This window comes from Carboxylicivirga marina (assembly GCF_016612505.1).
Lineage (GTDB): Bacteria > Bacteroidota > Bacteroidia > Bacteroidales > Marinilabiliaceae > Carboxylicivirga > Carboxylicivirga marina.
In genome coordinates this window covers 13,849-27,252 of record NZ_JAENRR010000001.1, presented here as the reverse complement: position 1 = coordinate 27,252, position 13,404 = coordinate 13,849, and the positions used below count along the sequence as shown (strand labels likewise).

Here is a 13,404-nt window from a genome sequence, read left to right as displayed (position 1 = left end):
ATGAAATTAGTAAGACATTATTTGGAGTCAATTTCAGGGGTGGAGATATACCCGATTATATCCTTCATTATCTTTTTTAGCTTTTTTTTGGTGGTGACTTATATGGTTATCCGCATGAAAAAAGAATACATTGATGAGGTGGCAAATTATGCCACCGATAAGGCTGACGAGCTGCCATCAATAAATGAGAGTGAATGAGTTTAAAGTAATTAAGTGATTATGGCGGAAGAATTGCAATGGTAATTCTTTATAAGCGTTAACTACTGCCTTCTGCCAAATAACTAATCTACTATATTTATCTATGGAAGAGAATATGAACAAAGAGCAATTACCGGAGATAGATCCTTTAACTAATGACAAGTTTGTGCCCGAGCATGAGTTTGATGGTATCCGTGAATTAGCAAATAACCCGCCTTGGTGGCTCACATTTATCTTTATCTTTTCAATGTTGTTTGCCTATTTCTATTTGGCCAAATATCATTTTTATGGAGATGGAGAATTACAGATTCAGGAGTATGAAAGTGAGATGTTAGCTGCCAACCCTGAAGAGGAAGAAGAGGCGGCAGGCGGTATTGTTATCGAAGCCGAGGATATTGATTATTCAGTGCCATTGGCTGATGCATCTGGTTTAGATAAAGGAGCCAAGGTTTTTAAAACCAATTGTGCTGTATGTCACCTGGCTGAAGGGCAGGGGCTTGTAGGTCCTAACCTGACCGATGAATATTGGATTCATGGCGGAAGCTTTGAAGATATTACATTGATAATAAATAACGGTGTTGTTGAAAAAGGGATGATTGCCTGGAAAGGTCAGTTATCCAAAAAGCAAATTCATCAGGTAGCAAGTTACATTACCACTTTGCAAGGAACGAATCCTCCAAATCCTAAGGCTCCCGAGGGAGAGAAGTATGTGCCATGATAGTTGAGTAGTTAAACGTTTAAAGGTTTATTGATTGTTATCTTGCATTTGATATAAACGATTTATTTATGCATCAATTTTCATTTGAACGATTAACTGCATGGCAATTAAGTAGAGTTTTTGTTAAAAAGATATATCAGTTAACTTCTAATTTTCCCATAGAAGAAAAATATGGATTGGTTAGCCAGTTAAGGAGAGCTTCTATATCAATATCATCTAATCTTGCTGAAGGAAGTTCTCGCTTATCTGCAGTTGATCAGAAAAGGTTTTATCAATATTCATACTCCAGTTTAATGGAAGTAATTAATCAGATTATTATATCTTCGGATATGAATTTTATTTCTGATGAAGAGTTGGTCGAATTACGTAAAGATGGAAATGAACTAAGTAAGGTGATTAATGGATTAGTCAAATCATTAATTACTAAGTGATGTTTTGAGAGTAATAAGTCTAAACGATTAAACTTCTTAACTCATCAACTTCTTTTTTAATATCCAGATAACAACCGAACTATGAACAACATACCTGAAAATAATTTTCGCGATCGCATTGTAACAATGAATGAGGAAGGTAAGCGCAATTGGATATACGCTAACCAGCCTAAGGGTAAATATTATAATGCCCGTACCATTGTTGGGCTTATTCTACTGGCATTCCTCTTTGCTGCACCCCACATTAAAGTAGCGAGTGGTGAATCATTGTTATTATTCAATATACTTCAACGTAAGTTTGTATTGTTTGGTGTTGTTTTTTGGCCGCAGGATTTTCATTTGTTTGTTATTGGCTTGATAACCATTATTGTTTCCATCATCACATTTACTGTTGTATATGGGCGAATATGGTGCGGATGGGCTTGTCCGCAAACCATTTTTATGGAAATGGTGTTTCGTCGTATTGAATACTGGATAGAAGGTAGTGGTGATCAACAGCGCATACGAGCAAAGGGAGAAGATACTTTTGACCGTGTATGGCGCTCTATGCTCAAGCACTTCATCTTTATCATTATATCATGGGGTATTACTCACACTATGATGGCTTATATTGTTGGTGCCGAAACGGTACATCGATACATTATAAGTTCGCCTTCCGACAACCTGAGTGTTTTTATTGCTATTATGGTTTTTACCGGAGCATTTTATTTTGTGTTTGCCTATTTTAGAGAGCAGGTTTGCTCTTTGGTCTGTCCATATGGTCGTTTGCAAGGTGCATTACTCGATAATAACACCTTAATGGTAAGCTACGATTACAAGCGTGGCGAAGGACGTTCTCCCATGCGAAAAGGAGAAGATAGAATGGCTGCCGGTATTGGCGATTGTGTTAATTGTAACAAATGTGTGAGTGTTTGCCCAACGGGAATTGATATTCGAAATGGCATTCAGCTGGAATGTATCAACTGTACCGCTTGTATGGATGCATGTGATAGTACAATGCGTCGTTACAAACTACCTGAAGGCCTTATACGTATCACTTCGCAAAATAATATTTCCAATGGCTCCAGTTTTAAATGGACGCCACGTATTATTGCATATACTGTACTAACCACGGCCTTGATTGGCGTGTTGGTAGTACTATTTACCCTTCGTTCAAGTTACGAAACAACCATTTTACGCGTACAAGGTTCCTTGTATCAAAAAGTAGATGAAGGGGTTTATTCAAATATTTATAATTATAAGATTGTGAATAAAACGGAGAATGAAGGAGACTTAAGCTTTAAGTTGGTTTCTCCGGATGGACGAGTTGAGTTGGCTGGTAGTAATATGGTGGTTAAGAAACAGGAAAAGATTCAAGGTGTTTTCTTAATTAAACTCCATGAGGAACAGTTAACCGGAGGAAGTACAAAAGTGGTGCTTGGGGTCTATAATGGAGATGACTTAATAGAAACAATTCACACAACTTTTGTAGGGCCTTAATACGATATTATCTTAACCTTTAATAATTGACACATGAAGTTTAATTGGGGACACGGTATCGCTCTGGTGATAGTAACTGGTGTTATTTTCTTTATAAGTCTGGTTTTTATAACCACCAGAGAGCGCGTTGATATGGTAACTGAAGATTATTATCCTAAAGAGTTGAAATATGATGCTCAGATGGATAAAATGAAGAATTATAACGCATTGGATAAAAAGGTGGTAGTTAATGTCGGTAATGCTTTTGAAATCACCTTTCCAGATAACATTGCTGATGCCAATATGATTAAAGGATTGGTTCATATATACCGGCCTTCTAACAAGGAGTTTGATGTGGAGGAAGAAATTAAGCTCAATGAGCAATTCACCATGAGTATTCCACTTCACAAATTTCAAAGTGGAAAATACGAGCTAATAATTGAGTGGGAAGCCAATGGTCAGCCTTACCTGACAAAACAAGATATTTATATAGATTAGGCACCGAAATGAATATAATTGAAGGATTTATCTTTGGATTTTTAGGAAGTTTGCACTGTGTTGGAATGTGTGGTCCGCTTGCGTTAGCATTACCTTTACCAACTAAATCAGCTGCGCAAAAAGCAACTGGAGCTGTATTATACAATGTGGGTCGGGCTTTAACTTATGGCTTATTAGGACTTATCTTTGGCTTATTAGGAGCCGGCCTTAAATTATCTGGAATACAGCAATGGGTATCAATAGCCTGTGGTGTTTTAATGATTCTTTCAGTGGTACTGCCTGGCGTTATAAAAATGCCAAAATCGACCAATAAAGTCTCATCTTCCATATATTCCTCCCTCAAAAAGAAGATTGGTGATTCGCTCAATCGAAAAAAACTGAGTAACCTATTAATTATAGGTGTGCTAAATGGCTTTCTGCCATGCGGCCTGGTATATGTAGCCATTTCTAGAGCTGTGACGTCACAAACAGTTAATGATAGTGTGATATTTATGTTCTTTTTTGGCTTGGGTACACTGCCATTAATGTTTGCAGTAGCATATTTTGCCAATATTATAAAGAGTCGCTTTCTTTATCAGTTACGAAAAGCAATTCCTGTATTTATCATCATTCTAGGTTTATTATTTATTCTGAGAGGGATGAATTTGGGCATTCCTTATATTAGTCCTGAATTTCAGGAAGAAACACAAGAAGTGAAGTGTTGTCATTAGATGCCATATTGATAGGGAAGAGTTTATCTTTCATAATTCTCAGATATCTTACCCTTAGTGTATAGCTTTAATAGAGGTCTCTCAAGTTTGTTTAAACTAAGTCTAAAGAAGAAGACTTTTCTTTGGAAAATAATTTTTTAGTTAGCACAATTCAACTACTTTTGCCAACGATTTGGTTCACGAGGCATCTTTCAATGCTAAGTGATGAAAAGGGAACGCCGTGAAAGTCGGCGACAGTATCCGCTGCTGTAAGTCCCATTCGGTGAAACCGAAGTAAAGCTGTAATCAACAAAGCCACTGTTCTGGGGAACGGGAAGGCGATTACAGTGGGATAAGTCAGAAGACCTGCCAAAGAGATTCAATTGTTCGTGTCATTCGGAATAAATGCATGACGATACATCTTTTTGTATTCAATATCCGTTTTGTCAGAGCAGTTTAATTAACCTATTTAGTTGATGAGGTATAGACTGTTGATATTATTACTAGTGCTCGCATGGCCTGTTTTGGCCGATGACGAAGTGCGTGATTCTGTAAAGGTTCAGGAGGTGGAGATTACGGCTTCGCGTTTGTCACATTTTGCATCAACAGAGCGCGAAGACAGGTTAGATACATTGACTTTGCAGAAATATGCTAATCAGGATTTAGGAACCTTACTTCAGAAGAGCTTATTGGTTAATATTCAGTCAAATGGTGGACTTGGAGGATTAACAACAGCAAGTATTCGAGGAGCTTCATCTAATCAAACTTTAGTGACATGGAATGGGCTGCCAGTTAATTCATTAACAACGGGTTCGGCAGACTTATCTTTAATTCATGCTGGCTCTTTTAATGATATAAGTATAACCTATGGGGCAGCTGGCTCACTATATGGTAGTGGTACAATGGGAGGAACCATTGAGTTGACAAATGAACCATCATGGAATAATGGATTATCTGCCAATGTGAGAGCTGAAATAGGAAGTTTTTCTAATTATAAAGGCAATATGTCTTTCGCTGCTTCGAGTAGTGTACTTTCTTATCAAGCTCAACTGCAATACCAGGATAGTAAAAATAATTTCGCCTATACCGATGAGTTTGATCATGGCCATCCAACTGAAAAATTAACGCATAATGAGAATGCTCTTATAGGAACCATTCATAATTTGTACTGGAAGGCAGGTAAGAACCTATTTGATTTTGGTGCCTGGTATCAGGTAAAAGAAAAAAACATACCTGGCTTAATGGGTGTTGGTGAGCCTGTTAGTCATCAAACACAGAAAGATTCAACTTTAAAGATATATGTTGGTTGGAGGCGATTGATTGGTAATTGCCGTTTGGATGCAAAAACTGCTTATTCTTATGATTTCTTACGATACACCGATAAGGAAACAGCGGATAGTGAATCCTATAAGATTTTTTCAGAGATAGCTGCGAAACGTTGGTTATCAGATCTTAGTTCGCGGTGGTACCTGATTCAAAATTTGAGTATTGACTTAAACGGACGCTACAGTCGACTGGAAGGTATCACATCAAATTATGCCGAGAATATTATAGAACATGAATGGCGTTTTAATACTGCTATTAAGTATACAAATGACATTGGAGTTTTTATTGGTACTATTGGAAAAGATTGGAATACGACAGAGGCTAATCAACTGACAGCTATAGGTGAGGGAGTCGATTCTGATGGTTCAATATTAAACGCGAATGAATTACCCAACCCTCCATTAATGTTTTCATTAAGTTCAAAAGTAATAATTCGCCCCACCTGGCTGGCTTTACGCGGAAGGGTAGCCACACATTTTCGTCGTCCAACATTTAATGATCGTTATTGGGTACCAGGTGGTAACCTTAATCTGAAAGCTGAAGAGGGGTTTAATTTTGAGTTGGGTGCAGAAATTTTTGAGCAGCAAACAAAGGTAGGATTCTTCTCTGGTGATGTTGCTTATTATCGGTCGGATAACAACGAGTCGATAGCATGGAAGCCAGCTGGTAGTATCTGGCAGCCAATCAATACGGGTGCTGTTATTTCACATGGCTTCGATATTGATGTTAATCACCAACTTAGTTTCAACAAATTTCAACTTATAAACAAGCTACTCTACGGTTACAACGATACATACGACAATAGTGAAGAAAGTGCATCTTATAAAGAAGCTTTGGGGTATCGACCTAAACATATTTTTAAGGCAAACTGTGATATTGTTGGTGAAAAATGGAATGCGGGAATTAACTTCTATTCGCGTTCAAAATGCTTCACTTGGGAAGGCAGGCAAGTTGATGCCTATGCCTTGTTTGATATCAGTGCCGGATACCATATGGTAATTTCAAAAGTAGATGTTGATTTATTGGGGCGAGTAGAAAACGTATTAAATACATCTTATCAGCTTGTACGAGCTTATCCGATGCCTGGAAGGGCATATTACTTAACTGTAAATATTAATTTCTAACAAATATACGCTATGAAAAAAGTTTTAAGACTTTTACCATTTTTTCTGATGGCCCTTGTGATGTTCACAGCTTGTTCTGATGACGATGATGTAACACCAAAGGTGAGTCAGATTTACATTTTGAATGAAGGAAATGAGAATGGTTCTGTTTCTATTATCGACGAAAATGATGAAGTAACCAATAATTATTATGAGGCTATTAATGGGCTGCCTCTTGGAAAATTTCCACAATCAATGGCTGCTAACGATACTCACGTTTTTATAGTGGTAACAACCACAACCGGAGCAGGATATGTTGAAGTAGTTGATAAGAATACATTTAAGCATGTTGCCGCCATTACCGGGTTTTCATACCCACGCGAAATAGTACTTATGGATGGTAAGGCATATGTTTCTAACGGAACAGGTGCCGATGATAGTTATGCCAAGAAAAACAATGAAATCTATCCAATTAACCTCTCGACTTATGAGGTAGGTGCCAAAATAGCTGTTGGCGCTGGACCTGAAAAGATGGTTGTGTCAAAAGGTAAACTATATGTGGCTAATAGTGGCGGATGGTCTAACGACGATAAAACGGTAACAGTTATTGATACATCAAACGATCAAGTATTGGAAACAATTACTGTAAAATCATGTCCTAAAGATATGGCGGTTGATGCTAACGGAGATGTTTGGGTTTACTGTGGAGGAACTCCTGACTATTCAAACTGGCCTAATACTACTTTTGTTGATGCCGGAATTTCTAAAATTGACGTGTCAAATAGTGAAGTAGTATCATTTGGTTTTCCTGATACCAAAGGTGGAACAAAAAATATAGGCATAAGTAAGAATAAAAAAGATGTGTATTACATCTCAGATGCTGTTTACTCAATGAGTATTAGTGCAACAGAACTGCCGACTACAAAGCTAATAGATGCAACTTATTATGGATTAGATGTACATCCCGTAAGTGGTGAGTTGTGGTTGTGTAAAGAGGTAGATGCAACAACACCTGGTTCTGTATATGTATACTCAACAGAAGGAACTGAATTGAAGAAATACACTGTTGGTTCAATGCCAAATTCAACAGTATTTGCGTATTAATTTCAACCCCTAACATATCCCTCGTTTCTGAGGAAAGTTTCCTTAAAGGTCGGCGTAAGTCGGCCTTTTTTATATGAATTAGTTTGTACTATAAACAAGATTAAAATATGTCATTCATAAGTCTTTTGTCTTATATCTAAAAATCTAATGGTCTATTGAATAATAATTAAAAAAGGAATAATATCTTTGATTGCTTATTAAGAAAATGAGCCTTATACTATAATGGTTATATTGAAACGGAATATGAAGAAATTGTTATTAGCAGCCAGCGTTGCTGCTACCATCGGCTTTTCAGGCTGTGGTGATGTAAATATATATAAGCTGGAAGCTCATCAGGGCGCTTATGTTTTAAATAAAGGAACTAATGAAAGTACCGTTAGTTACTATAATTATGAGCGTGAAGAATGCACCAATGATTATTACCAAAAGAAGAACAACGGAAATACAATTGGAAGTGGAGCCAGTTCAATGGTCATTCGTAAGAGTTCAGAATATGCTAAAGGTGTTGCTTTTGTAACGCTTCCTTCTGAAAATGCCGTTGAAATGATTAATGTTGATGGTTTTACAAGTATTAGTTCCATTGATGACTTTACATCGCCAACGGATGTTCTGCAAGGTGAAGAGGGAGTTATATATGTGTGTCATGGCGGAAACAAAGTATCTTCATATAATACGAGCACGCATGAGGTAATAAAAGAATTCACCATTGGAACAAATCCCCAAAAGCTTATTTCTTCAGGAAAGTTTTTATATGCAGCATGTGCAGGTGATGGAACAGGAGCAAAGGTGTTTGTGATTGATATGAGTAACGAGGTAAAAGTTGATACTGTTGATTTCGCTTATAACAATCCGATTGATATGGTGGTTGATATCGACCGAAAGGTATGGGTTTATTGCGATGATACTGAGCAGGTATTGGTTAAATTAGACCGTCAGTTTGTAACTGAAACTCTAGAAGAGGATACGCCTAATGAGCGTGATACGACTTATCTGACCAATGAGCCTATTAACTTTTCTCTGGGTGCCAGAATGTCTGATTCAGCTAATCCATTAACTATCTCTAACGACGGACGTATTTTGTATTACGTTTATGGTAAGCTTTGTGCCAATTCGGTTTATATTGAGACTGAAGATGATTTAAACCAGGATGTATCTATTGTTTCCGGAGATTATAAAGATGTTGCTTTCAATGGTATTGATTACGATCCACGAACAAGAAGAATTACTGCTTTAACATCAGATGGTAAGCTCGTTGTATTACGTAATTATGATGATGTCTGGAATGATGAAGAATTCTATGAAGTTGGTGAAAATCCGTTTATGACTTCGTTTAACTTTTAATATTATAGCAGAGTAAGATATTTAAGGCTGACGTAATCGTCAGCCTTTTTTATTATCCGCCATGTTCGTCAACAAATGTTTTGTGACAAACAATATACCTTTCATGAGCACCTATTCCGATGGAATCACCCTGTTTGTTTAACATCGCAACGTCAAAAAATAGCTTTTTACCTTCCATGTATTTAAGGTGTGCCCGGCAAATGATTTCTTCATTGCGTTTGGCTGTGTGTAGGTGTCTTACATTCATCTCTGTGCTTACCGTATCATAACCTACGGGTAAATTAGGGTCGATGAGTGCAACACAGCACTGTTCCATATACACAATCATTGCCGCAGTAGATATAAAAGGAACCTGCCCTGTTTTAAGATGGGTCGCCAAATCTTCCTTTTTAACGATGATGTTTTTTTCTGTTTGGCTTCCAACCGAAAGATGGTAATTACTCGGTGGTGCTCCTTTGTATTTTTTATCGCAGTCGGTAGTCATATTGCAAGGGTTGTTTCTATTAAAAATAACCCTTTTTTATTAGTTAATAAACCCTTGGGCAATAAAAAAGGTGAGCTTCAGTTGAGGCTCACCTTAATAATGGATATTTAGTCTTTTAAAACTCTGATTTAAAGTGAAATTTGATGTTTTTAAAATTGCTTTCAGCCATTTGTAACATATAAGCTGAATCGGCCATAAATACATCACGTCCAAACTTATCTTTTGCCATGTATTGTAACTTACGCTTCTTGAAATCATCTAATTCAGCCTGGTCATCACTTTCTAACCAGCATGCTTTGTATAAATTAATAGGCTCGTAGCGACATTTAGCCCCATATTCATGCAATAGGCGGTATTCAATTACTTCAAACTGAAGTGCTCCAACTGTTCCAATTACTTTGCGACCATTAAACTGGCTTGTAAAAAGCTGAGCAACACCTTCATCCATTAGCTGGTCAATGCCTTTCGCCAACTGTTTCGATTTCATCGGATCGGCATTTTCAATATAACGGAATAACTCAGGTGAAAAGCTTGGTAAACCTTTGTAGTTTAGTTTTTCGCCCGAGGTAACAGTATCGCCAATCTTGAAGTTGCCAGTATCAGGAATACCAACAATATCGCCGGGATATGCTTCATCAATAATTGATTTCTTTTCTGCCATAAAAGCAGTAGGGCTCGAGAATTTCATGTTTTTTCCAATACGCACATGGTGGTAGTTGGTATTTCGTTGAAATTTACCCGAGCAAATCTTTAAGAAAGCTAATCGGTTGCGGTGATTCGGATCCATATTCGCATGAATCTTAAACACAAAACCAGTCATTTTTTCCTCTTCTGCCGTTACCAAACGCTCTTCTGCTTGTGCAGGTTGAGGTGAGGGGGCAATTTTTAAGAAACATTCCAATAATTCCTTAACGCCGAAATTATTCAGTGCACTACCAAAAAATACAGGCGCTACTTCTGCATTCATATATGTCTCCGACTCAAATTCAGGATAAACACCAGTCACCAACTCTAACTCTTCACGGGCCAATTCAGCTGAATCTGTGCCGATTTGTTCTTCCAGTGCCGAATCACTTAAGTCTTTAATGGATATACCATCTTCCAGCACTTGTTTGCTTGGTTCGAATAGGTATAAACTTTCATCAAACAGATTATATACTCCTTTAAACTGAGGACCATTGCCAATTGGCCAACTCAATGGACGCACCTTAATTTTTAATTCTTCTTCAACTTCATCAAGCAGATCAAATGGATCTTTACTCGGACGGTCGAGTTTGTTTATAAAAACAATTACAGGCGTATTACGCATGCGACACACTTCCATTAGCTTACGCGTTTGCGCCTCAACTCCTTTTGCTGCATCTACAACAATAATTACGCTGTCAACAGCTGTTAAGGTGCGAAATGTATCTTCGGCAAAATCTTGGTGACCAGGTGTGTCCAGGATGTTTACTTTGTAGCCATCATACTCGAATCCCATTACAGAGGTTGCCACTGAGATACCCCTTTGCTTCTCAATTTCCATGAAATCGGAAGTGGCTGTCTTTTTTATTTTATTCGACTTTACTGCTCCAGCCACATGAATAGCACCACCAAATAGCAGTAGCTTTTCGGTCAGCGTTGTTTTTCCTGCATCGGGGTGACTGATAATAGCAAACGTACGTCTTCTGTTTATTTCATCGATAAAACCCATGTCCTTCAATTTTTCGAGCTGCAAAGGTAAACAATAAGACGCAATTCATGTTTTCTTGTTGAAGAATTGTTTGATTAAAAAAAAAGGTCAGTTTTGCATTAGTTTGAAGATGTTTTTTAATTTTTGCTTCTGATTTAAAAGCGTATTTTAAAAAGAGATTAAACCTTTAAAGTTGGACATTAATATGGGTTGGACAAATTATCATGGACATTGTGATTATTGTGATGGACAAGGAACGATTGAAGATTGCATAAAGAAAGCAATTGAATTAAAGATGGATGGGATAGGCATATCTTCACATGCACCTGTACCATTTCCTACCGATTGGACAATGCCTGCTTATAAACTAGATAATTACTTAAAAGAGATTGAAGAGCTGAAGGCGAAATATGCCGATCAGATTGATGTATACAAAGCCCTTGAAGTTGATTATATACCAGGTTTGGCATCGCCTAAACATGAGAAGATTGTAGCTGCTAATCTGGACTATTGTGTTGGTTCTGTTCACTATATTGGACAAATGAATGACGGAACTCATTGGGCTGTTGATGCGCCAGCCGATGAATTTAATAAAGGTTTGAACGAAACCTTCAATGGTGATATTAAGCGGGCAGCTTGCAGGTATTACGAATTGCAGCGTGAGATGTTGGAACAAGCAACGCCGGATATTATAGGTCATATGGATAAGATAAAGATGCATAATTTGACCTTTGGTTTATTTGATGAAAATGAGCAATGGTATCTTGATGAAGTGAATAAAACCCTTGCGGTAATTAAAGCAAAAGGGGTGATTGTTGAAGTTAATACCAAAGCCTATTATCGCGATGGTCATCTTTTTCCAGGGCCTGAGCATTTTGCAAAAATAAAAGAATTGAATATTCCGATTACCATCAATAGTGATGCTCATCATCCTGATAAACTCGTAAATGCTTTTGAAGAGGTGGAAGAGATGCTTTTAAAAGCTGGCTTTACTCACTTTGTGGAGTTAGTTGAGGGTAAATGGCAGGAAGTTGCCATAGCTGAAGCGTAATAGTATAAGAAAAGCAGGTATTTTAATTACCTGCTTTCTAAATTTGTCAAACAATTGTTTAAACTACTGAGTTTTTTCGTCTGATTTTAATCCGCATAGCATCCTTAATCGGATTCTCTGAAACAAGTATAAGGTAACCACCACCTCCGGCACCAGCTAGTTTCCATGCCAATGCATCATTTTTGTATTTGTCAATGGCAGCATTTACTTCGTCATCAACCATTGCCGGAAACATAGTTTTTTGTGCATTGAATGAATTGCCAAAAGCACTGGCAAAAGCTTTGAGATCCTTCTCTTTGATGGCTTGCCATGCATTTTCTGATGCATTCGCCAGTCTTTTGGTGTTCTCTAAATTAAGATAGGTCTCTTTTAATAGGTCAAGACCATTCTTGCGAGGCCACAATAGTACCATGTAAATATGTTCCTCCAGCCAATTAAGAATGTCCTCATCGTGGATAGATTCAAACTGAGTTGGCCAGTATTGTGCATCATAATAATGACGCACTAGGCCAGGCATACAAATGCCGATGGCATCCTGTGCACCGGATACGAGTTCTGAGCCGGGCGAATTTTCATATTTAAACAGTATTTCAGCTAATTTTTCAGGCCTGTCAATAGGTAGATAATGTGGCCAAATCTTTTTTGCTGCGTTGCGTGTGGAAGTTGACATACCACAGCGCTCGTTGTATTCAATAACAGGCTCTAGTGACAATGTAATGGCCCATCCCGGATGATGCTTCGATACATAAGGTTGATCGATCCAGGTGCCGGCCAAATCAATGCGATAAGGTAGCTGGCAATTGTCCGAAGTGCGTATATCAGTTGTCGAACGTTTAGGTAAACCAATTTCAGGAATTCGCTCGAGTACTTTCAATTCTATGCCAAGCTCTTTGCAAAACGTCTCTTTTGCTGGTGAAAAACCATCTTCGTTGACCACAAAGTAATCGGGCTTTAATTCTCTCACTTCTTTTTCAAAATCCATGATGCCTGAGCCAGAATTGACAAATGCTTCTTTTACATGCCTAATGGCATTGATCATATAAAGACGTTCGGCTTCACAGTTTATAGTCTCTCTTCCTTTGAGCTCACTAATTGTTTGATCGGAGCCTATACCAACAAATACATCACCATATTGCGCTGCTTCTTTGAAAAAAGCCACATGTCCGCTATGGAGCATATCATAACAACCTGATACAAATACTTTCTTGTTCATCTGGAATTTTTAAGAATCTCGTTGGTTCAAATATAATGAATCTTAATGTTATTGGATCTAGCACACTGCTTAATACGAAAAAGAGCATCCTTTCGAATGCTCTTTTTATAAGTTTTTA

The 13,404-nt window shown here is 37.7% G+C and carries 13 protein-coding genes and 1 riboswitch; of the genes, 10 read left to right on the top strand and 3 right to left on the bottom strand.

Features of this window, described 5'->3' with window-relative positions; all coding sequences use genetic code 11:
• The 9 genes from JIV24_RS00115 (at position 1) to JIV24_RS00075 (ending at position 8,866) form a co-directional block, all read left to right on the top strand.
• The gene (locus tag JIV24_RS00115) at positions 1-198 is read left to right on the top strand and encodes a hypothetical protein (RefSeq protein WP_200462954.1); all 198 of its coding nucleotides are present in this window, start codon (positions 1-3) and stop codon (positions 196-198) included.
• Between the two features lie 103 nt (positions 199-301).
• Positions 302-916: a cbb3-type cytochrome c oxidase N-terminal domain-containing protein gene (locus tag JIV24_RS00110; RefSeq protein WP_200462953.1), complete on the top strand. Its 615-nt coding sequence runs from the start codon at positions 302-304 to the stop codon at positions 914-916.
• Between the two features lie 68 nt (positions 917-984).
• Complete coding sequence (locus JIV24_RS00105) at positions 985-1,347, top strand: four helix bundle protein (RefSeq protein WP_200462952.1); 363 nt, start codon at positions 985-987, stop codon at positions 1,345-1,347.
• 81 nt (positions 1,348-1,428) lie between these two features.
• The gene (gene ccoG / locus JIV24_RS00100) at positions 1,429-2,826 is read left to right on the top strand and encodes a cytochrome c oxidase accessory protein CcoG (RefSeq protein ID WP_200462951.1); all 1,398 of its coding nucleotides are present in this window, start codon (positions 1,429-1,431) and stop codon (positions 2,824-2,826) included.
• A 33-nt stretch (positions 2,827-2,859) separates the two neighbouring features.
• Positions 2,860-3,303 carry a FixH family protein gene (locus JIV24_RS00095; RefSeq protein WP_200462950.1) on the top strand — a complete coding sequence of 148 codons (444 nt, stop codon included), beginning with the start codon at positions 2,860-2,862 and terminating at the stop codon, positions 3,301-3,303.
• Between the two features lie 8 nt (positions 3,304-3,311).
• Complete coding sequence (locus JIV24_RS00090; protein ID WP_200462949.1) at positions 3,312-4,013, top strand: sulfite exporter TauE/SafE family protein; 702 nt, start codon at positions 3,312-3,314, stop codon at positions 4,011-4,013.
• A gap of 156 nt (positions 4,014-4,169) precedes the next feature.
• Positions 4,170-4,380: riboswitch (cobalamin riboswitch) on the top strand.
• Between the two features lie 88 nt (positions 4,381-4,468).
• Entirely contained in the window at positions 4,469-6,442 is a 1,974-nt protein-coding gene (locus tag JIV24_RS00085) for a TonB-dependent receptor plug domain-containing protein (protein WP_200462948.1), read from the top strand.
• 12 nt (positions 6,443-6,454) lie between these two features.
• Positions 6,455-7,525, top strand: a complete 1,071-nt coding sequence (locus JIV24_RS00080) for a YncE family protein (RefSeq protein ID WP_200462947.1) — start codon at positions 6,455-6,457, stop codon at positions 7,523-7,525.
• A 243-nt stretch (positions 7,526-7,768) separates the two neighbouring features.
• Entirely contained in the window at positions 7,769-8,866 is a 1,098-nt protein-coding gene (locus tag JIV24_RS00075) for a YncE family protein (RefSeq protein WP_200462946.1), read from the top strand.
• Between the two features lie 52 nt (positions 8,867-8,918).
• Here JIV24_RS00075 and JIV24_RS00070 read toward each other — a convergent pair whose 3' ends face one another.
• Together JIV24_RS00070 and JIV24_RS00065 are read right to left on the bottom strand one after the other, a co-directional pair.
• Positions 8,919-9,350 (bottom strand): thioesterase family protein, encoded by a 432-nt coding sequence (locus JIV24_RS00070; protein ID WP_200462945.1) that lies wholly within the window; start codon positions 9,348-9,350, stop codon positions 8,919-8,921.
• A gap of 115 nt (positions 9,351-9,465) precedes the next feature.
• Positions 9,466-11,043, bottom strand: a complete 1,578-nt coding sequence (locus JIV24_RS00065) for a peptide chain release factor 3 (protein ID WP_200462944.1) — start codon at positions 11,041-11,043, stop codon at positions 9,466-9,468.
• Positions 11,044-11,227: 184 nt separating this feature from the next.
• Here JIV24_RS00065 and JIV24_RS00060 point away from each other — a divergent pair, with 184 nt between their 5' ends.
• Positions 11,228-12,073 (top strand): histidinol-phosphatase, encoded by an 846-nt coding sequence (locus JIV24_RS00060; RefSeq protein WP_200462943.1) that lies wholly within the window; start codon positions 11,228-11,230, stop codon positions 12,071-12,073.
• A 58-nt stretch (positions 12,074-12,131) separates the two neighbouring features.
• On the opposite strand, the gene JIV24_RS00055 is transcribed toward JIV24_RS00060, so the two are convergent.
• Entirely contained in the window at positions 12,132-13,286 is a 1,155-nt protein-coding gene (locus JIV24_RS00055) for an adenylyltransferase/cytidyltransferase family protein (RefSeq protein WP_200462942.1), read from the bottom strand.
• Positions 13,287-13,404: the final 118 nt, after the last annotated feature.

What these genes read in the sequence shown, in the direction of transcription:
- JIV24_RS00070 (WP_200462945.1), bottom strand. Translation starts at nt 9,350, where the DNA reads ATGACTACCGACTGCGATAAAAAATACAAAGGAGCACCACCGAGTAAT.
- JIV24_RS00055 (WP_200462942.1), bottom strand. Translation starts at nt 13,286, where the DNA reads ATGAACAAGAAAGTATTTGTATCAGGTTGTTATGATATGCTCCATAGC.
- JIV24_RS00095 (WP_200462950.1), top strand. Translation starts at nt 2,860, where the DNA reads ATGAAGTTTAATTGGGGACACGGTATCGCTCTGGTGATAGTAACTGGT.
- JIV24_RS00075 (WP_200462946.1), top strand. Translation starts at nt 7,769, where the DNA reads ATGAAGAAATTGTTATTAGCAGCCAGCGTTGCTGCTACCATCGGCTTT.
- JIV24_RS00090 (WP_200462949.1), top strand. Translation starts at nt 3,312, where the DNA reads ATGAATATAATTGAAGGATTTATCTTTGGATTTTTAGGAAGTTTGCAC.
- JIV24_RS00115 (WP_200462954.1), top strand. Translation starts at nt 1, where the DNA reads ATGAAATTAGTAAGACATTATTTGGAGTCAATTTCAGGGGTGGAGATA.
- JIV24_RS00080 (WP_200462947.1), top strand. Translation starts at nt 6,455, where the DNA reads ATGAAAAAAGTTTTAAGACTTTTACCATTTTTTCTGATGGCCCTTGTG.
- ccoG (WP_200462951.1), top strand. Translation starts at nt 1,429, where the DNA reads ATGAACAACATACCTGAAAATAATTTTCGCGATCGCATTGTAACAATG.
- JIV24_RS00110 (WP_200462953.1), top strand. Translation starts at nt 302, where the DNA reads ATGGAAGAGAATATGAACAAAGAGCAATTACCGGAGATAGATCCTTTA.
- JIV24_RS00060 (WP_200462943.1), top strand. Translation starts at nt 11,228, where the DNA reads ATGGGTTGGACAAATTATCATGGACATTGTGATTATTGTGATGGACAA.
- JIV24_RS00105 (WP_200462952.1), top strand. Translation starts at nt 985, where the DNA reads ATGCATCAATTTTCATTTGAACGATTAACTGCATGGCAATTAAGTAGA.
- JIV24_RS00065 (WP_200462944.1), bottom strand. Translation starts at nt 11,043, where the DNA reads ATGGGTTTTATCGATGAAATAAACAGAAGACGTACGTTTGCTATTATC.
- JIV24_RS00085 (WP_200462948.1), top strand. Translation starts at nt 4,469, where the DNA reads ATGAGGTATAGACTGTTGATATTATTACTAGTGCTCGCATGGCCTGTT.